Origin of the sequence: Salmonella sp. SAL03688, from assembly GCF_046551895.1 — a bacterium.
Classification (GTDB): Bacteria; Pseudomonadota; Gammaproteobacteria; order Enterobacterales; family Enterobacteriaceae; genus Salmonella; species Salmonella enterica.
The window spans coordinates 127,675-147,039 of the sequence record NZ_JBGDVI010000007.1 but is presented as its reverse complement, the minus strand read 5'-3'; the positions used below and the strand labels follow the sequence as shown (position 1 = coordinate 147,039).

Annotated in this window: 19 protein-coding genes, 1 tRNA gene and 2 pseudogenes; 14 read left to right on the top strand and 8 right to left on the bottom strand. The window is 49.7% G+C overall.

Going from position 1 to position 19,365, the window contains the following annotated elements:
- Positions 1–117: 117 nt before the first annotated feature.
- From proB to ACLJR2_RS09780, 4 genes and pseudogenes are all read left to right on the top strand, one after another.
- The gene (proB, locus tag ACLJR2_RS09795; protein ID WP_001285275.1) at positions 118–1,221 is read left to right on the top strand and encodes a glutamate 5-kinase; all 1,104 of its coding nucleotides are present in this window, start codon (positions 118–120) and stop codon (positions 1,219–1,221) included.
- A gap of 11 nt (positions 1,222–1,232) precedes the next feature.
- On the top strand, positions 1,233–2,483 hold the full coding sequence (gene proA, locus ACLJR2_RS09790) for a glutamate-5-semialdehyde dehydrogenase (RefSeq protein ID WP_000893227.1): 1,251 nt from the start codon (positions 1,233–1,235) through the stop codon (positions 2,481–2,483).
- Between the two features lie 115 nt (positions 2,484–2,598).
- Positions 2,599–2,674, top strand: a tRNA-Thr gene (locus ACLJR2_RS09785).
- Positions 2,675–2,837: 163 nt separating this feature from the next.
- Positions 2,838–3,092 (top strand): annotated as a pseudogene (locus ACLJR2_RS09780) (Arm DNA-binding domain-containing protein); the annotation flags it as partial.
- 17 nt (positions 3,093–3,109) lie between these two features.
- On the opposite strand, the gene ACLJR2_RS09775 reads toward ACLJR2_RS09780, so the two are convergent.
- Entirely contained in the window at positions 3,110–3,970 is an 861-nt protein-coding gene (locus ACLJR2_RS09775; RefSeq protein WP_057515918.1) for an IS3 family transposase, read from the bottom strand.
- A gap of 3 nt (positions 3,971–3,973) precedes the next feature.
- Positions 3,974–4,273 carry an IS3 family transposase gene (locus tag ACLJR2_RS09770; protein WP_000165390.1) on the bottom strand — a complete coding sequence of 100 codons (300 nt, stop codon included), beginning with the start codon at positions 4,271–4,273 and terminating at the stop codon, positions 3,974–3,976.
- Positions 4,274–4,339: 66 nt separating this feature from the next.
- On the opposite strand from ACLJR2_RS09770, the pseudogene ACLJR2_RS09765 reads away from it, so the two are divergent.
- The 9 genes and pseudogenes from ACLJR2_RS09765 to ACLJR2_RS09725 form a co-directional block, all read left to right on the top strand.
- Positions 4,340–4,705: pseudogene (locus tag ACLJR2_RS09765) on the top strand (diol dehydratase reactivase ATPase-like domain-containing protein); the annotation flags it as partial.
- Positions 4,653–4,781, top strand: coding sequence for a diol dehydratase reactivase ATPase-like domain-containing protein (locus tag ACLJR2_RS09760; protein WP_077905095.1), 129 nt, complete (start codon positions 4,653–4,655; stop codon positions 4,779–4,781). The pseudogene ACLJR2_RS09765 and the gene ACLJR2_RS09760, both read left to right, overlap by 53 nt.
- Positions 4,782–4,890: 109 nt before the next feature.
- Positions 4,891–5,214, top strand: a complete 324-nt coding sequence (locus ACLJR2_RS09755) for a DUF1889 family protein (RefSeq protein ID WP_001539227.1) — start codon at positions 4,891–4,893, stop codon at positions 5,212–5,214.
- A 340-nt stretch (positions 5,215–5,554) separates the two neighbouring features.
- A complete protein-coding gene (locus tag ACLJR2_RS09750; RefSeq protein WP_077905097.1) occupies positions 5,555–6,793 on the top strand; it encodes an MFS transporter in 1,239 nt (412 codons plus the stop codon).
- Positions 6,794–6,924: 131 nt separating this feature from the next.
- On the top strand, positions 6,925–8,346 hold the full coding sequence (gene leuC, locus ACLJR2_RS09745) for a 3-isopropylmalate dehydratase large subunit (protein ID WP_001274862.1): 1,422 nt from the start codon (positions 6,925–6,927) through the stop codon (positions 8,344–8,346).
- A 1-nt stretch (position 8,347) separates the two neighbouring features.
- Positions 8,348–8,974: a 3-isopropylmalate dehydratase small subunit gene (gene leuD, locus ACLJR2_RS09740; protein ID WP_000379343.1), complete on the top strand. Its 627-nt coding sequence runs from the start codon at positions 8,348–8,350 to the stop codon at positions 8,972–8,974.
- Positions 8,975–8,988: 14 nt separating this feature from the next.
- Entirely contained in the window at positions 8,989–9,867 is an 879-nt protein-coding gene (locus ACLJR2_RS09735; RefSeq protein ID WP_000780206.1) for a fumarylacetoacetate hydrolase family protein, read from the top strand.
- Entirely contained in the window at positions 9,867–10,781 is a 915-nt protein-coding gene (locus ACLJR2_RS09730) for an alpha/beta fold hydrolase (RefSeq protein ID WP_000105592.1), read from the top strand. Before ACLJR2_RS09735 ends, ACLJR2_RS09730 begins: the two co-directional genes overlap by 1 nt.
- 33 nt (positions 10,782–10,814) lie before the next feature.
- Complete coding sequence (locus ACLJR2_RS09725; RefSeq protein WP_000859021.1) at positions 10,815–11,780, top strand: LysR family transcriptional regulator; 966 nt, start codon at positions 10,815–10,817, stop codon at positions 11,778–11,780.
- Here ACLJR2_RS09725 and ACLJR2_RS09720 read toward each other — a convergent pair.
- Positions 11,725–11,997: a hypothetical protein gene (locus tag ACLJR2_RS09720; protein ID WP_001675688.1), complete on the bottom strand. Its 273-nt coding sequence runs from the start codon at positions 11,995–11,997 to the stop codon at positions 11,725–11,727. The two genes, ACLJR2_RS09725 and ACLJR2_RS09720, sit on opposite strands and share 56 nt — an antisense overlap.
- A gap of 691 nt (positions 11,998–12,688) precedes the next feature.
- Between ACLJR2_RS09720 and ACLJR2_RS09715 the strand changes: the two genes are divergently transcribed.
- Positions 12,689–13,087, top strand: a complete 399-nt coding sequence (locus tag ACLJR2_RS09715; protein ID WP_000766838.1) for a hypothetical protein — start codon at positions 12,689–12,691, stop codon at positions 13,085–13,087.
- A 47-nt stretch (positions 13,088–13,134) separates the two neighbouring features.
- On the opposite strand, the gene stbE is transcribed toward ACLJR2_RS09715, so the two are convergent.
- The 5 genes from stbE to ACLJR2_RS09690 form a co-directional block, all read right to left on the bottom strand.
- On the bottom strand, positions 13,135–13,893 hold the full coding sequence (gene stbE, locus ACLJR2_RS09710) for a fimbrial biogenesis chaperone StbE (protein WP_001247018.1): 759 nt from the start codon (positions 13,891–13,893) through the stop codon (positions 13,135–13,137).
- The gene (gene stbD / locus ACLJR2_RS09705; RefSeq protein WP_000899100.1) at positions 13,859–15,184 is read right to left on the bottom strand and encodes a fimbrial usher protein StbD; all 1,326 of its coding nucleotides are present in this window, start codon (positions 15,182–15,184) and stop codon (positions 13,859–13,861) included. The genes stbE and stbD overlap by 35 nt, the downstream gene beginning before the upstream one ends.
- A 4-nt stretch (positions 15,185–15,188) precedes the next feature.
- The gene (locus tag ACLJR2_RS09700; protein ID WP_000075337.1) at positions 15,189–17,750 is read right to left on the bottom strand and encodes a fimbrial outer membrane usher protein; all 2,562 of its coding nucleotides are present in this window, start codon (positions 17,748–17,750) and stop codon (positions 15,189–15,191) included.
- Positions 17,734–18,495, bottom strand: a complete 762-nt coding sequence (gene stbB, locus ACLJR2_RS09695) for a fimbrial biogenesis chaperone StbB (protein ID WP_000781492.1) — start codon at positions 18,493–18,495, stop codon at positions 17,734–17,736. The genes ACLJR2_RS09700 and stbB overlap by 17 nt, the downstream gene beginning before the upstream one ends.
- A 61-nt stretch (positions 18,496–18,556) precedes the next feature.
- Positions 18,557–19,093: a fimbrial protein gene (locus ACLJR2_RS09690; protein WP_000062033.1), complete on the bottom strand. Its 537-nt coding sequence runs from the start codon at positions 19,091–19,093 to the stop codon at positions 18,557–18,559.
- Between the last annotated feature and the right edge of the window lie 272 nt (positions 19,094–19,365).

Below are 19,365 nucleotides of genomic sequence, written 5' to 3'. Positions count from 1 at the left end.
CTTGCTGATCCTGCGCAACAAAATTTCACGCTACGCGTACAGGTTGTTGGCAACCGGAGCCAGTCCTGCTAAAACGTTCATTTGGTCTTTATTTCTTATTTTGAACGGCAGAGAATCATGAGTGACAGCCAGACGCTGGTCGTAAAACTCGGCACCAGCGTGCTAACAGGCGGATCGCGCCGCCTGAACCGTGCCCATATCGTAGAACTTGTCCGCCAGTGCGCGCAGCTACACGCCGCGGGACATCGTATTGTTATTGTTACCTCTGGCGCGATTGCCGCCGGACGTGAACATCTCGGCTATCCGGAACTGCCGGCAACGATCGCCTCTAAACAGCTTCTGGCGGCGGTAGGGCAAAGCCGTCTGATTCAACTGTGGGAGCAGTTGTTTTCAATTTACGGTATCCACATCGGGCAGATGCTGTTGACGCGTGCGGATATGGAAGACAGAGAGCGCTTTCTGAACGCCCGCGATACGCTGCGTGCATTACTGGATAACCATATTGTGCCGGTTATCAATGAAAATGATGCCGTTGCGACAGCGGAAATTAAAGTGGGCGACAACGATAACCTCTCCGCGCTGGCGGCGATCCTGGCAGGCGCGGATAAACTGCTGCTGCTGACCGATCAGCAAGGATTATTTACCGCCGATCCGCGTAGCAATCCGCAGGCGGAGCTTATCAAAGATGTGTATGGCGTTGACGATGCGCTGCGCTCTATCGCGGGAGACAGCGTTTCCGGGCTGGGAACCGGTGGTATGAGCACTAAGCTTCAGGCGGCAGACGTGGCCTGTCGCGCGGGTATTGATACGATTATTGCCTCAGGCAGTAAACCGGGTGTGATCGGCGATGTGATGGAGGGGATTTCCGTCGGCACCCGTTTTCATGCGCAAGCCTCGCCGCTGGAGAACCGCAAACGCTGGATCTTCGGCGCGCCGCCGGCAGGCGAAATTACGGTTGATGAAGGCGCAACCGCGGCAATGCTGGAACGTGGCAGTTCACTTCTGCCAAAAGGCATCAAAAGCGTGACGGGCAATTTCTCGCGGGGGGAGGTCATCAGAATTTGTAACCTGCAAGGGCGTGATATCGCTCATGGCGTCAGCCGTTATAACAGTGATGCTCTGCGGCGGATAGCCGGTCACCACTCTCAACAAATCGATGCGATTCTGGGCTATGAATATGGCCCGGTCGCTGTTCATCGTGATGACATGATTACTCGATAAGGAACAGGCATATGCTGGAACAAATGGGCATTGCTGCTAAAGCGGCGTCGTATAAGCTGGCGCTGCTCTCCAGCGGCGAAAAAAATCGCGTGCTGGAAAAAATAGCCGATGAACTGGAAGCGCAAATGGAAAGTATCCTCAGCGCGAACGTACAAGATGTTGAGCAGGCGCGAGCCAATGGCCTGAGCGAAGCGATGCTGGACCGCCTGGCGCTGACCCCTGCGCGTCTGAAAGCGATTGCTGACGATGTGCGCCAGGTCTGTAATCTTGCCGACCCGGTCGGGCAGGTGATCGACGGCGGTCTGCTGGACAGCGGCCTGCGTCTGGAGCGTCGCCGCGTGCCGTTGGGCGTGGTTGGCGTTATCTATGAGGCGCGTCCGAACGTTACCGTTGATGTGGCTTCTTTGTGTCTGAAAACCGGTAATGCGGTGATTCTACGCGGTGGGAAAGAGACGCATCGCACGAATGCCGCAACCGTTCGTGTCATTCAGAAGGCGCTGAAAGCTTGCGGTTTACCGGAGGCAGCGGTTCAGGCGATTGATAATCCGGACCGTTCGCTGGTCAATGAAATGCTGCGTATGGATAAGTACATCGATATGCTGATCCCGCGCGGCGGCGCAGGCTTGCATAAACTGTGCCGCGAGCAATCCACCATTCCGGTGATTACCGGCGGGATTGGCGTGTGCCATATTTTTGTCGATAGCAGCGCAGACATCGCCCCCGCGCTGAAGATTATTGTCAACGCCAAAACCCAGCGCCCGAGCACCTGTAACACGGTGGAAACCTTGCTGGTGCATCAGGACATCGCAGAACGCTTTTTGCCTGCGCTGAGCAAGCAGATGGCGGAGAGCGGCGTGACGTTGCATGGGGATGAAACCGTCATGCAGGTACTGCATGGCCCTGCCAAACTGGTGCCGCTGAAACCGAAAGAGCTGGATAACGAGTTTCTGTCTCTGGATCTGAACGTTGTGGTGGTCGAAAATATGGATGGCGCTATCGCTCACATTCGCGAACATGGTACTCAGCACTCCGATGCGATTTTGACGAGTGATATGCATAATGCTGCGCGTTTTGTGAACGAAGTGGATTCCGCTGCGGTTTATGTGAACGCCTCTACCCGTTTTACCGACGGCGGGCAGTTTGGGCTTGGCGCAGAAGTGGCGGTCAGCACGCAGAAATTACATGCCCGCGGTCCGATGGGGCTTGAAGCGCTTACCACCTATAAGTGGATAGGCTTTGGCGATGGTACGATTCGTGCGTAATTAATGACGAGCGGTGCAAAAATAGCCGGTTGAGTAGCAAGGCTATTGACGCACCGCCCGGTTAGTTTTAACCTTCTACCCCGTGATTCACCCGCGTGAACACACCCTTCTCAGGGCCGATATAGCTCAGTTGGTAGAGCAGCGCATTCGTAATGCGAAGGTCGTAGGTTCGACTCCTATTATCGGCACCATATCAAGTTCCTCAAACGTCCGTATTCATCCATAAATACACTAATTAATAACGACTTTATTGCTTTTTTGTCCATCACCGTCCGTAACCATCCAGTAGAATCCGACACTGAATGTGTATAGGATTGTGTATATGTTCCTGTTCGGTCTTGGATTCCTATACACATGCCTTTAAACGATATGCAGATTCGCCGCGCTAAGCCTGAAACTAAAGCCTATACACTCGGAGATGGGCAAGGGTTGTCATTGCTAATTGAACCTAATGGAAGCAAGAGCTGGCGGTTCCGTTATCGTTTTGCCGGTAAGCCAAAAATGATCTCGCTGGGTGTGTATCCGACGATCACACTTGCAGATGCCAGTTCTCGTCGTGATGATGCCCGAAAACTTGTGGCAGAAGGAAAGAACTGTGATCCTACCCGCGTAATATGGGCACAACCCTAAGCGAGGTTCTGGTTTTCAAATTGTTCCGGACTGAGACCGCCACAGGCACTGTGACGACGCCACCGATTGTAATCACACTCACTATAATTAAACACTGCTGTCCGCATTATTTCCCGGCTGACAAAGTCCTCTCCGTGGATACATTCCACCCTCAGCGTATGGAAGAAGCTTTCCGCACAGGCATTGTCGTAACAACAACCTCTGGCGCTCATACTTCCCCGCAGATTATGGCGTTTCAGTAAGTTCTGGTAATCCGTTGAACAGTACTGACCGCCTCTGTCTGTATGCACGATGACATTTTCCGGACATTTACGCCGCCACAGCGCCATCTGTAACGCATCGCAGGCAAGCTGTGCTGTCATCCGCGAGGACATCGACCAGCCAATGACTGACCGCGACCACAGATCGATAACCACGGCCAGATAAAGCCAGCCTTCACCAGTGCGAAGATACGTGATGTCACCCACCCACTTCTGATTCGGGCCGCTGGCGTAAAAGTCCTGCTTCAGCAGATTCTCTGAGACTGGCAGACCATGTTTGCGGTAACTGACCGGACGGAACCGGCGCGAGGCTTTCGCCCGCAGCCCCTGCCGACGCAGGCTGGCCGCCACGGTTTTCACGTTGAACTGGTAACCCTGAGCACGAAGCTCATCCGTCAGGCGTGGCGCACCATAGCGTTGTTTTGCGTCACTGAATGCTTCCCGGACGACGTTATCACAGACAAGGCGGAACCGCTGACGCCGGTTTATCTGATGACGACGCTGATGCCAGACGTACCAGCCGCTACGGGCAACCTGATAATACACGGCACATGGCTTTGATATTGAACTCAGCCTGATGGTTTTCGATGAAGACATACTTCATTTCAGGCGCTTCGCGAAGTATGTCGCGGCCTTCTGGAGAATGGCCAGTTCCTCATCCCGTTCTGCCAGTTGACGTTTCAGACGGGCGATCTCAGCGGACATCTCCTGCTCGCGTTCAGAAGAAGAGAGCTGATTTTGCTGTTTGCTTCGCCAGTTGTAGAGCTGTGATTCATACAGGTTAAGTTCGCGGGCGGCAGCGGCCACCCCAATGCGTTCAGCCAGTTTCAGGGCTTCCTGACGAAATTCAGGCGTGTGCTGCTTGCGTGGCTTTTTGGTGGTTGATGCTGGTTTTGTCATGTGAGTCACCTCTTACTTGAGAGTTTACTCACTTAGTCGCATGTCCACTATTGCTGGGTAAGATCAATGGCCTCGCTGACCGGTCATGACATGAACGCCGTGCATATCCAGGATCTTCTGGCGGTGGATACGTTTATTCCCCGCGCGGTGCAGGGTGGCATTGCCGGGGAAGGTTCAATGGAAAACGCCGTTGGCATTGCGGCGATGGTGAAATCCGATCGCTTACAGATGCAGGCTATCGCCAGCGAGCTAAGCGCCCGGTTAAATACCCCAGTTGAAGTCGGTGGTGTGGAAGCCAACATGGCTGTGGCTGGCGCGTTAACGACGCCTGGATGCGCCGCGCCGCTGGCGATCCTCGATTTAGGCGCAGGATCCACCGATGCCGCCATTATCAATAACGATGGCGCAGTCCGGCGTTGTCGCCGGGCAGGGTAATATCCGTGGTACTGAAGGCCCGCGCAATGCGGTGGCGACCGGGCTGGTTTTAGCCGGAGAAGCCAAAAAATAGTGCAGAAAATAGCCGCGAAAGCGTTTAGCTGCGGGGTAAGTCAAAGAAAGGCGATGTTCTCTTTGATATCCCGGCAGAGTTGGGTACATAGTATCAAGGTGTCTCTCACGTGGTTAATTTTAAGGATAAGAGCATGCCAACAGCAATTGAAAAAGCCTTGGATTTTATTGGTGGTATGAATACTTCGGCGTCAGTACCCCATTCAATGGATGAAAGTACCGCTAAGGGAATTTTAAAGTATTTGCATGATTTAGGCGTGCCAGTAAGCCCGGAAGTTGTGGTGGCACGGGGTGAGCAGGAGGGATGGAATCCTGAGTTCACGAAAAAAGTGGCCGGATGGGCAGAAAAAGTCGCCTCCGGTAACCGCATCCTTATCAAAAACCCAGAGTATTTTTCGACCTATATGCAGGAGCAGCTCAAAGAACTCGTGTGAGCTGACTATCGAATAAAACGCTAACGGACGTTTCCATCTAAGGATGGCGGCGTCCAGAAGGGTTGCCAGTGACAGTTTTGGACTGCCGATTCATTTCTTTTCGTCAAATTAATGTCTATATATTTATTGAATAAATATATAGTTCATAACTTACTACGTTGCCATTACCGCGTCATTCTTAGATGATCTACATTTCATAAAACACTTGATTCCATTTTGTCTCTATTAAGAAAAATAAAATGTGAACGCTGTCAATTCTGCAAACGTAAAAGATAAATATTGTATACGCGGATGTTTGTTGGCAAACAGGCAGATGGCAATCAGGATCTTTTACGGAACATTGTGTATGAAAAATAATATTGAAGAGACAATAGGTAAGTACTTGCCTATTTTAATGATATTACCTCTGGCGGGTTTGGCAGAGTTAGCTTCTTTATATTCAATCCAGGCTTTATTACCAAAGTTAAGTGAGGTTTATAATATCCCATTGAATCAGGTAGGGATGATTTTGTCTGCTGAGGTGGGGTTTCTGGCATTAGCCATGTTATTTAGCGGCACGTTATCTGACCGTTTTGGGCGAAAGCCAATCATTTTTTATTCGTTGCTGGCAGGAGGTATTTTAACTCTACTGTGCGCAACTGCATCATCATGGCCGATGCTGGTGGTATACCGCGCTTTGCTCGGCATTGCAGTAAGTGGTATTACGGCGGCCGTTACAGTCTATATCAGTGAAGAAGTCTCTCCTGCTTTGGCAGGGATTATTACTGGATATTTTATTTTTGGCAATTCGCTAGGGAGTATGTCTGGTCGTGTGTTTGCAACTTTGATGATGGAGCATGTATCTATAGATACGATTTTCTTTATCTTCGGTGGCGTTCTGATTGCTATGGCACTCGCGGTGAAGTTGTTTCTCCCGACATCCCGACAGTTTGTTCCTACGCCTTCACTACAGCTTGGTGCAGTGTTGAAAGGCGGGTTGGAACATTTTAAGAATATCCACGTATCATTATGTTTTGTCATTGGATTTATTCTTTTCGGCTCTTTTACGTCCATCTTTAATTTTCTGGCGTTTTACCTGCATCGACCGCCTTATGAGCTGAGCTACACCTGGATAGGTTTGATTCCAGTTAGCTTCTCATTAACTTTTTTTCTTGCGCCATATGCTGCCCGTGTCGCGTTGAATATTGGGTCGATGAATGCGCTCAGTATGCTGATCATCTGTATGATGGTCGGTGCATTTCTTACGCTAATCGCCCCTTCTCTGTGGGTTTTCATTTCAGGTATCGTTTTACTGTCAGTCGCATTTTTCTCTGCTCATTCCACCGTATTAGCCTGGGTCAGTTCACGGAGTCCAAACGCAAAAGGACAGGCGACATCGTTTTATCTGCTTTGCTACTACTCTGGCGGTGCAGTAATGGGGTATTTAAACGGGTATCTTTTCTCCTGGCAGGGATGGAATGCTATTGCGGCATCATGTCTGATGATGCTGGGGATAGGATTATTTATCTGCCGGTTTATTTTCGCAAAATATGAGAAACAACCGCAAATCAAAAAACAGTCAGTTCAGGAGAGTTTCTGATTATAGACACGAAGTGTGTTTTTATACTTTCCATAATGGAATCATCATTTTTTCATTAATGTGTCACTATAGCTAAAAGCTTAAACTGTGAATATTTGGCTACCCGGATATTCGTTGCTCCAGGAATATATATGTCTGCTAAAACGCTGTATGAAAAATTAGTTGAGTCACATACCATTCGTGAACTTGATAACGAAGGACATGTTTTACTTTATATTGATCGTTCAATACTGAATGAATATACCAGCCCGCAGGCATTTAGCGGGTTAAGAGAACGCGGTCGCACCGTTCGGCACCCCGACACGTTTTTATTGAATATTGACCATGTTAATCCCACGCGGTCGCAACGGGATGTCTTAATGACCGATCCGGGAGGACAGCTACAGGTTGATTACTTTCGGGAAAATGCCGCTGACTTTGGCATCACATTATTTGATGTGCTGGATCCGCGTCAGGGGATTGAACACGTGGTTGCTCATGAACAAGGGCTAGTGATGCCTGGCATGGTGATCGCCGCCGGGGATAGTCACACGACAACCTATGGTGCATTTGGCGCGCTGGGCTTTGGTATCGGGACGTCGGAAATTGAACATCTGCTGGCCACGCAGACGCTGGTTTACCGCAAGCTCAAAACCATGCGCGTAAGTGTTCAGGGAGAGCTACCTTTCGCCTGTTCCGCAAAAGATATTGTTCTTGAATTGCTTGAACGTATTGGCGCTGATGGCGCGACCGGATATGCCATTGAATTTGTGGGTGAGGCCATCAGCGCGTTGAGCGTTGAAGGACGAATGACGCTCTGCAACATGGCGGTAGAAGCGGGGGCGCGTGGTGCCATTATTGCGCCGGATAAAAAGGTTTTTGACTATATCTACGGTAAACCGCAAATGCCTGTAGGTGAACTCTGGCAGCAGGCATTGCTGGAATGGTCACAGTTGAGCAGCGATGCAGATGCGGTATTTGATAAGACGGTGGCGATCAACTGCCATGATCTTGAGCCTAAAGTCACCTGGGGAATCAGTCCGGATCAAACAGGTTCCATCACCGGACGTGTGCCTTTCCCGGAACAGGAAACCAATCCGCTTAAGCGCCTGGCGCTTGAGAAGGCCCTTCATTACATGGGATTAACGGCTGGCATGTTGCTGAAAGATATTCGTATCTCTCACGCTTTTATTGGTTCATGCACAAATGGTCGCATTGAGGATTTGCGTGCCGTTGCGAAGGTGCTTGAAGGGCGCAAAATCGCCAGCCATGTTCGCGGGATCATTGTGCCTGGTTCAACAATGGTAAGACGCCAGGCGGAAGAAGAAGGACTGGCGAAAATCTTTATTGCTGCCGGTTTTGAATGGCGGCAGTCGGGTTGCTCAATGTGCCTTGCGATGAATGAAGATGTGTTGTCGCCCGGCGATCGCTGTGCATCAGGTACGAACCGTAATTTCCCTGGACGACAGGGCGCTGGAGCAAGAACGCATTTGATGAGCCCGGCGATGGTTGCAGCGGCGGCGGTAGAGGGGCATCTGGTCGATGTTCGGTCATTACTTCAGGCAGGGGAATAAGATGGATACGTTTAAGCAAATCAGCGGGCGAATTGCGCCGATGCTGGAACCGAATATCGACACTGATGTGATTATGCCAAAACAGTTCCTGAAAGGGATCGATCGCCAGGGGCTGGATAAAGGGGTGTTTTTCGATCGTCGCTTTATGGCTGGCGGCCAACCAAATCCTGATTTTATTCTGAACATGCCGGGCTGGCAGAGCGCGACATTCCTGCTGGTTGGCCCCAATTTTGGCTGTGGATCGAGTCGTGAACACGCCGTATGGGGATTAAAACAACTGGGAGTGCGGGGGCTGATAGGTAGCACATTTGCAGGCATTTTCGATGATAACTGCCAACGCAACGGGATCCTCACGGTCTCATTAGATGAACCTGCTTTGGCGCGCCTGGCGCAGCTTGCCGCGAGTGCTGATACCAATTCTATCACTGTTTCACTCGATCGCTGTGAAATTACGACGGCAGAGGAAACGATCTCCTTTGTGATCAGTGAACTCAAACGGGCGATGCTGGCCGCAGGCGAAGATGCGATAGCCTGGACATTGCAATACTTGCCGGAGATTGAAAATTTTGAGGTTGCGCATTATTCACGGCGGCCGTGGTTAAAACGCCCTGCATCCCCGCGCGGTTAAGGAAGAAGACTGCAATGAAACTGGTTCAATATCTTGTGAACGGTGGCAAACGCTACGGCATTATGCAGGAAACCGGAATAATTGATCTCTCGCAGCGGCTTGGCGACAAATATCCCACTTTGAAATCTCTACTGTGCGCTAATGCGCTGACGGATGCGGCGTTATGGTGTGATGAGCCGGCGGATTATTACTACCAGGAAGTCACTTTTCTGCCGGTGATTGACGATCCGCAGAAGATCATCTGTGTCGGAATGAATTACGCCGATAAGCGTATTGAGTTTAATGAAACCAACCCGGCCCCAACCCTTTTTGTCCGCTTTGCGGATTCTCAGACCGGGCATAATGGCCTGCTGCTGAAGCCTGAAAATACCAATGAGTTCGACTACGAAGGTGAATTAGCCGTAGTGATTGGGGGGCGATGCTCCCGGGTCAGCGCTGAGGATGCTTTAGATTATGTCGCCGGATACAGCTGCTATATGGATGGTTCAGTGAGGGACTGGCAGCATAGCTGGTTTACGGCTGGAAAAAACTGGCCTTCGACAGGATCATTCGGTCCGTGTCTGGTGACCACAGACGACATTCCCGATCCCCAGATGCTACGTTTACTGACACGACTAAACGGGCGGGAGGTGCAGAACGAATCTACGGCAAATATGATCCATCCTATCGCTTCACTCATTGCTTATATAAGCACCTTTACTCTGCTTTCCCCTGGCGACACGATCCTCACAGGGTCGCCTGGTGGAGTGGGCAAAAAACGCGTTCCACCGCTGTTTTTACATGATGGTGATGTTATTGAAGTTGAGATTGAACATATTGGAACCCTGCGCAATGTCGTCCGGGATAGCCGTTATTTAACATCATCTGTTAGCTGGCATGACGGGAGAAAGTGATGAGTACACTGATTGAATGCGGCGCCTCTCCGTTTATTCCGGGGTTTGCGCTCAAGGATGTTCGTCTGGAAAATGGTCTGACGGTAAGAGTGGCTATCGGAGGCAGCGGTTCACCTTTGGTACTGCTACATGGGCATCCGCAGAATCATACAACATGGCGGAAAGTCGCACCGACATTGGCGCAAAATCATACAGTCATTTTGCCGGATTTGCGTGGCTATGGCGACAGCGATAAACCAACGAGCGATCCGGCGCACCGTACCTATTCAAAGCGCACCATGGCGCAGGATATCGTCATGTTAATGGACGCGCTCGGCTTTTCCCGTTTTGCCTTCGTAGGGCACGATCGTGGCGGACGCGTAGGACACAGGCTCGCGCTGGATTATCCGGATCGTGTGACCTGTTGTACTTTTATCGACATTGCTCCAACCGCGACGATGTACGCCTTGACCGATAAATCCTTTGCTACGCGTTACTTTTGGTGGTTTTTCCTGATTCAACCTTTCCCGTTACCCGAAACGATGATTGCGCACGATCCGGCATTTTTTCTGCGTAAGCATATTTCGGGTCAGCTAAAAATAGAGGGCGCGACCTCGCAGGAAGCATTCAATGAATACCTGCGCTGTTACCAGAACCCTGAAATGATCCACGCGATCTGTGAGGACTACCGGGCTGCTGCGACGATTGATTTGGACGATGATGCCGCAGATACGTCGGCGCGTATCCGGTGTCCGTTACAGTTGCTGTGGGGAGGGCTGGGAACGGTAGGGCAACTATATGATGTGGTTGGTACCTGGAAAGAAAAGGCGCTAAACGTTCAGGGGGAAGCATTGCCTTGCGGACACTCCCCGCAGGAAGAGTGTCCTGAGTACTTTATCCAGAAACTTCAGTCCTTTTTACATTCAGTGTTATAACTCGGTCATCCTTTGCAACTTCGCACTGATGCTATGAAAACGACACCTGTAGGAAAAAAACATCGCCAGCCCCTTGAGGGCTGGCCTTCTGTTGAAGATCTTTTCGTTTTTGTCACCGTTGCTCGCAACGGTGGATTTGCCCGGGCAGCGCTGGAGCTGGGGTTATCTCCCTCCTATATCAGCAAACGTATCGCTATCCTTGAAAAATGTCTCAACGCCCGGCTTTTTTTTCGAAATAACAGAGTGATGCGTCTCACACCGGAAGGCGAAAATGCGCTGTGTGGGGCTATGCAGGTCGTCAGTGAAATGGATGGTTTTGTCAGTCGTTTGGATAATCAACGTGGTGTGTTGGCTGGTAATATCACCATCAACTGCTCATTTGGTTTTGGGCATAAATATGTCGCAGAGGCGCTGTCGTCATTTATGATCGCCTATCCTGATATTACGGTAAAACTCACGCTAACGGATCGTGAAGTGGATCTTGTAGAAGAGGGAGTCGATATTGAAATTCGTGTTGGGGATGACATCAACGAATTGTATATCGCACGGCAGTTAGCCACTAATCGACGGATCCTGTGTGCTTCCCCTGAATACCTCGAACGCCACGGCAAGCCAGAGTCTGTTAGTACGCTTGTGCAGCACGATTGCCTAATGATTCAGGAAAAAAACTCGGCATTTGGCAATTGGATATTAACGGACGGTAAGCAGCAGACACATTGCCGACTAAACGGTTTTCATTCTTCCAACAGCGGCAGTGTGGTGCTTATTTGGGCCCTGAAAGGCCATGGCATTACATTGCGGTCGGAATGGGATGTTGCGCAGTATATTGAACGAGGTGAGCTGGTTCGCGTGTTGCCTCAGTGGTATCAGGAAGCGAATATCTGGGCTGTATATACCCGGCGTTCATCAAGTTCTGATCGTATCAAAATCTGTATCGATTTCCTCACGGAGCATCTTGCACAATGCTTGCCAGGCGGTAAAGCACCGGGCGTACTGTGATCAGTCGGCGCCAACTGTCGTGGCGCCAGATGCTCTGACTTACGTTTACTGTTAGGTGTTCTTTTTGCCAGCACCCAGTAGCTTTTAGGGCGTTGCGTTGGTGGCGCGGTTTTGTTTCCGCTATCGTGGCGAAGTTATCTTTTATCCCACCACGCGGCCCAACCTCCACATAGATACCTCCATTATTACCGGATTTCTCACCTGGTTTTAACGTCATATTTTATCTCCTGATTTTTGGGTGACGATTATCGGAGGTTGAGAATTCTATTGGTATCGGCTGGATGGCATTGTAAGTATCACACACTCACTCCATAACAATCAGATTGATTGAGCGACTACTTTAGCTCAATAGATATGTGTTCATCTTAAGCGTATTATCGCAGGTTGGCAATTAAAATTCTTTTAAAAAACAATACCATCCATCAATTCAATATGCTGATTTTTCGAGATTTTCTCAAATTTAGTTATGCTTATGTAATGCTACCTAACTGACTAAAAGTAATGCTCTTTTCACACAAAAGCCTTAACAGAGGAAACGCAATATTACGTGACTTAATGCCTCTGCTCATTCTCATTAGTTATACCAATGTAATGTTTTCTCACAGCAAAAGAGAAGTAGCTACCTGTGCAGCATTATAGGCGGAAAATCCATTGGGGGTATCACCAAAGATGAAATAGAAAATTAATATTATTAATTAAATGAATATGAAATAGGTATTGTTCCTGTTATCGTTACAACCTTTTCTGTCATAACAATCTTCTCATTTTCTTTCTCGCATACTTGCTGAGCATGGTATAAATGTCTATGAGGACGTCAGTTCGGAAAGCATTCGTTCTGCATGGTATGCCTTTCGCTATTCTCAGGGGCGTGAAATGAAAGTTTTCTTTGACGGAGTCTATATAAAAATATGAAATTGATAATAATTCTCCTTCTCGCGCTATTCCCGTTATGTTCATCTGCCAGCAATCATTATGCCCTTGTTTTTGAAAATAACACGATACTGCTTGTTTTAAATCTTAAATGTTCCCCCTGTGATTTAAACTGCGCAAATATTCAATATCAGCTTTTCAATAAAGAGACGGAGTCTGTTATTTCAGGGGCTGCTAAGCCTGTGACAACGGGCATCGAAAATAATTTTCGTGGTTATATGATGCATAATAATAATACGTTCTACACATTAGTTGAATCAGATAATGAAAACGTATGGGATATGTCTGTTGAGGAGAAGGGAACTCAACAGAACAAAGATGCCGTGCAAAAAGTAAAATATCAGCTTAATGCTATTTTTGACAATGGTACATGCTGAATTCTGGCCTGTCTCAGGGATACGATCGTATCCCTGAATATTTCCCATCAAAACTCAGCAATAAAATTACTCTCACTAATATATTTTTCCAGTATGGCGGTATATTGTCGCCAGTTCCCGGAGTCGTTGATTACTGCATAATTTATCGATGCTCCCGGCGTTGGCGAGCGTGTTAGCGGCACATCAAGTGCTGTTTTCGGCGCAACCATGATATCGCCGATACTTTTCTTGTTATCCATCGTTAACGTTAAACTCATATACCACGAGGTGGGGTTAACTATCCGTATAGTATTTTTTTTAGCAATAAAGCGTAATTTTTTCTCCTCCGCTTCCGTGGGCGCTTTTAGCCCAGTCGGGCGAATTAAAATTTTTAGCCTCAAACGAAGCGGTAACACCAGTTTTCGCGGGTGGTTTTTAATGTCCTGGGTGACTGGCGGTATCTGATAAATGTTTAGCCAGAAGAGACTCTCCCGGTCCGTTGCAAGCTGCTGGCGGGAACTCAGGAGCAGGCGAAGCGTTCTCAGTTCTCCTGGCTGCATTTTAAATACCGGCGGCAGCGCCACCAGCGGCGTTTTGCTGTTATCCGGAGAGGCGACAATGTTTCCGGCGTCGGTCCATACCTGTAACAGCATTGGCGTTGTATTATCGTTGGATAATGTCAACGACTGAGCGACATCATCTGAAGCAAAAATAATTCGGGTTCTGTCAATATTAACGGCGGCTTGTGCCGGGCCATGCAATCCCGTTAACCCAAGTAGCGTTAATATGACTTTACTGAAAACTAACCACTGCCTGTAATTGCGCATTCACGCTTCCTGCCGTTACTGTTTGTCCGCCGATCGCCTCAAGCGAGGCAGTAAAATCACCGCTGTAGGTTTCTACTGAACCGGATGATACCCGTGTGGTTAAATCTTTATAGCCATACCAGCCTCGGGCGTTGCCAGTGCCTGTCTTGATCCGATCGGGTAACAGGTTAATCGGCGTACCGGCATCGTTATAGATGCGGATACCCACTCCGGAAGCTACGCCAGGTTCGCCATAATGGGTGTCCAGTAGCCACGACAGACCGCCTGCGGATGTGGTTAGCCCCAGGCGACGCGCCGCCGCCACGGCGGTGGGTTGATTAACGACAAACCCCATTGCGACATTAGCGGCGCTGGTGGACGGGAGGGCACTGGACACGGCGCCGGACTCACATTCCAGGCTGACGTGGAAAGGCGCCTGACTATTGCCTCCGGCGGCTAATATGCCGACGGCGACAGGGGGAATTTTCACGATCGCAGGATAATCTGTGATTTTACATAACGCGCCGCGAACATAGGTGACGCTATTATATGTACTCCATGCCCCGGGCCAATAGCTGGGCCAGCCATAATAATCGCTGGCATGATCCAGTCCCGCTTTGATCCGCTCGGTAATCAAGCCTGGGCCTTTAAACGCGATATAACCCCGAGGCTGCGTCCAGGTATCTCGGTCCATTGGATTCTGGTAGGCAAAATATTTTCTTGAGTCAATTTTAAACATCTCATATAGCACGTTGCTAAACGCGCTGGCAGGAATATAAATATATTTGTCATCCTGAAACCAACTGTCTGCGGTAAGTTGGCGTTCTTTCCAGAAACGGCTGTAATATTCGCCGGTACTGAGGTTTGTCATACGGACAGCAACATTACGCTCCACATCATAATAGGCGCCTTCTACTTCGGGAGTAAAAAATGCCCCCGCAAAAGCGCTATCGCCATTTGTCGAATACATCTCATAGAGCTTCCCGGCATCGGCGGTATCGCAGCGGTAAAGTACCTGTTTACTGGAATAGGGCGTTCCGGTGGCGGCCGTCAGGAAGTTACCGATCCCACTGGCCAATAGTGTGCCGGAGGGTTGAAATGTTTCACTATTACTGACGCTAATCACCGTTGGCAAACCGATATTACCGGTATTCGTGTCAGTTGCGCCGATCCAGTTTTGCGCCGTGTAGCCCGCTTTTATCGCCGCGTCAGAGAGCGCGCTCTTATCGGTGACTTTGATACAGGACGACCATGTTCCGGCGCTGACGAACAGGCTGGTGATAAACAATAGCGTTCGGAAACTAAAAAGCATTGTGCTATTCCTTCTCGCAGATTTTGTTCAGATAGAGAAACGGTTCTTTGGTGTGAAGATCGAGTTGGTAGGCAACCCGGCAACGCTGGTTTGCCCCTGTTCCCCAGCGTACCAGTAGAGAACCCGACGGATGGGCGATACGGGCATAAATCTGCCCACTCTGGCCGACCATGCCGATGTTTGTGCCTTCACCGTTGAAAACATCAGCGCCCATTGGCGGTATGCCGCCATCCGGCATCTTCACGGAGATCAGCACCGCTTTGCCGCTGATAGTGGCGAAATTGACACGCGCGATGGCGCCGGCATAGGGCACAATCTGCTGACTTCCTCCCGTCAGTTCGGCATCGCTGCGCATCTTACGGGTATCGAGCGTAACGTTATTGACGCGGTAAGGAGATAACGAAGGCAGAATGGCGTAACCAAAGCGATCAACCACAGCGCCCTGGCCATTTTGTACGATCGCGCCCTGCGCGCCATCGGCATGAATAAGCGCAAAGGTATCGCTGGTATAGGGGCCAGCCGTCAGACCGCCAGGGTGGAGTACCAGGGTGCCGGACGCGCCCAGCCCTTCCTGACGATAGTTATCACCCTGGTCATAGTTGGTGCGAAGTGCGCCAAACCGGGTGTTCTGTTGTAGATTACCGCCAAACGTCGTTGGCGCGCTGCTATCGCTATTACTATTGCGATAACGCTCGTAGCCGCCATAAACCGACCATGACAGGTCGCTGTTTTCACCGCTACTGCCGGTCATGGATACGGTTGAGGAACGGCTTTGACTGGACTGGTTATAATTCATGGCGACAGACGTTCTGTTTTCGCCCCAATCCAGCGGTATAGAGACATTAAACGACATTGTGGTTTCGGTATATTTTTGTCGGCTACTCACGTCCAGTGGTTCGTTAACGCCGTGATAAAAGCGATCGTAATCCCAGGTGGTGCGCTGTCGTGCGATATTCACCCCGTAGCTTATATTCCGCCACTGGTTGCTATACCCCATTTGTAGCTGTGTTATACGCGATTGGTTATTGTAGTAGTCTGCGGTGCTGGCGCTGAGGTTAAGCGTGCCAAGCCGTCCTAACGGCTGGCTTACCGTCGCGGACAGGCGATTGCGCTGATGCAGCGTGTCGGAGTAGTAATCAATCCCCGTTTTTGCTTCCCGGCGTACGCCGAGCACGTCCTGAAGATCGCGAAAGCCGTTGGTTGAATAACGATAAGCCGCCAGTACCAGGTTAGTGCCGGTGGTAAACGTTTTGCTGTAACTGAGTTCCGCGCGCCAGCCTTGCTGGCGATCGTTATGCTCTGCGCGCGCATTCGACCAGGTGGCGTTAAGGCCGAACGCGCCCATACCGGTGGCCCAGACGCCGCCCGCCAGCCATGCCTGGTAACGCTGCGCAATTCGTGAACCGAGGTTGAGGGTAATGGTGTTATTAACGCCGTGCTGGAACGTTCCCTCAAAGAAACGATTTTCAATATCGTAGTACTGACGAACCCTGCCGAAGGCCAGCGAATAGTGCCAGTTACCGGGACGTACCGAATCCGGCACGGAAGAATAAGGCACGGTGAAACGTGAGGTTTTACCGCTGGCCTCGATAACCTCTACCTCCAGATCGCCTTGATAACGGGTGTTGTACAGATCGTCAATATAAAATGGGCCCGGCGGAACGTTGGTTTCATAAATCACTTTCCCCAGTTGTTTTACTACCACGTGCGCGCTACTGGCCGCTACGCCCCGAACTTCCGGCGCATAACCGCGTTTGCCCTGCGGGCGCATCCGCTCGTCGGTGACAAGTTTAGCTCCGTTAAAAGACAGACTGCCGAATAAGCTGGAGTCCGTATAGCTATCGCCCAGCGACAGAATACTGTTAATAGACGCGACAGGTCTTTGCACCCAGGTTCGAACGCTATTATAGCGCCAGGCGCTTCCGCTCTGGTTGCTATTGGCATAGCGCAGATTACTTTGATGACGGACCTGCCAAAGTCCGAGGTTAACGCCCATGTTTAAACCGCTCCATAAGTATTGGTAGCGATAATGGCTGTCGGTATTTTCGGTGTGGGTCCAGTTTGTGTTATGGCGTAAAAACAGCGCCAGCGCGCCGCTATCCCACTCTGAAGGGGAGATATAACCGCGCGGTTTGTGCGTAAGTTCGGTCATTGGAATCGTCAGCAACAGGCGAAGCGTGGCGCTATCAAATTGCCAGCCGGCATGAGGCACCCACTCCCTGAGCGGGCGACACTCGGTCGCAGCGTCGGTCGCGGGGAGTGATTTTATCTGTGCCGCTTTCATCACCGATAAGGGCAGACAGGGTTCAGTCTGTTGACCCTCTTTTACAGCATTAAATCGAATATTAGTGCTCGAGGTTACCAGCGTGCCATTAACGTAAACGTCGGCAAGATAGTCTCTGGAAGGCGTTTGCTGTTCATTAAAACGGGCAATATTTTGTCCGTAAGTGGCCCCCTGAAGTAGCGCAGGATCAAAATAATACTCTTCACCCTGCGCGGAGCCTGAGCAAACTATGGCGATCAATAGCGCAAGGCTTTTGCGGTTCAAATTAATGGTGGGGGACATCGTAGCTCTCGCTTATCCTTGCGCCCAGGTCGTTAACCAAAGTAACGGTGACTGTACCGGAGAAGGATTTGAGTGACCGTTTGCCCGGCAGCCACCAGGTTTGACTGGAGAAAGGGGCAATCATGTCAGCATCCAGGTTATACGAAGCGCCGTTCACTTTTACATTCAGGTTACTTAAAGAGGCAAACCAGGGCTGCGGATTAACAATAACAATACCGCTTTTTCCGGAACCCTTATTTACCGTTTTAATCTGTAGTTTTTTCGCCAGATTATCAGGTTTACCTAGCCCGTCAGGACGATAGAAAAGTTTTATTCTTGAGCGCAGCATCACCAACATTTTATTTTGCCCGCTGTCGCTGCCAATATTCGTTGGTGGTACCTGTAATACGTTAAACCAGAATACTGACTCACGATCCTGCGGCAATTTTTTCGTGTTGTTATAAATTACGCGTACCACCTGGCCTGCTTTGGGTTGAATACGAAATACCGGCGGCGTGGCAATGAACGGCATCGCGCTGCTATTTTCCGGGCTGGTATTCATATCGCCATCGTCAAACCAGGTTTGTACGATATAAGGTATTGCATCATTATTTTTTAACTGCACATCTACGGAGGAGGCTGTTGATGGGTAAATTATTCGGCTACCCAAAATAGTAACGCTCGCCCACGATGCTGTGGCGGGTAGGGCCAGCAATAGAAAAACTATTAAGTAATATAATGCGGAATGTCGGGTATCCATTTTCATCTCAACAACTCCCTGGCGATTGAAAATGGTCTGGCGTTTCAACGCCAGACCGTAGCGACAATTATTTATACGAAACGGCGTATTGTAGGGTGGCAGCGACTGTCCCAGCCTCTGCTTTCCCGGTAGAGTAATACCGCGCGGTATAAGTCGCGCTCGCTTCAGAAGCATTTGGTTCCAGCTGTAGGTCGCCGTCGCCAGTAAAGCCGCCGGTCAGATTGATTGGCTCCCCTGAAGTGTCGAGTAATTGGACTTCAACATTTTTCGCGCTGCCAGTATTACCCAGGTTACCGTTACTGGTGACCTGATTACCGACAAAGACAGTGGAAATTTTTGTTGTTTTGTCCTTAGAGCCGGTACACCCGGACAGCCCAATATCAAACGTTATTGGCCCCGCAGTTTTCCCTTGTTCTGATAAGTCTTTAGTACTTACTGTTGGCAATAACACGACGGGTTTAGCCTGATTACCATTAATCACGACAGAGCACGTTTCATCAGAGACTTCCCCTTGAAAGGTGATGGTGTTATCAGAAACAGCCATCGCGCTGCTGGAGACAAGAAGCGAGCCTGTGATCATTGCTAAATATTTTTTCATAGACATATGATAATGTTCCTGTATTAATCTTTACTTTTTCAGGACGAGTGCAATTCGCCCGAATGTTTCGTGCTTATGGAGGAGTGGTAAAAATAACGATCATTAACTCTATTTTTGGATGTGAGCTATACCCTCCTGACTATTGATAATGCGATATAAAACAAACAGACTTATTTCTCTTATCATGAAATAGAGCGATAAGCGCTTTCGTCCATACATCTCATTAGTACAACTGATAGTGTTATCATTTAATTGAGTGTAATCCGATAACAATTCTC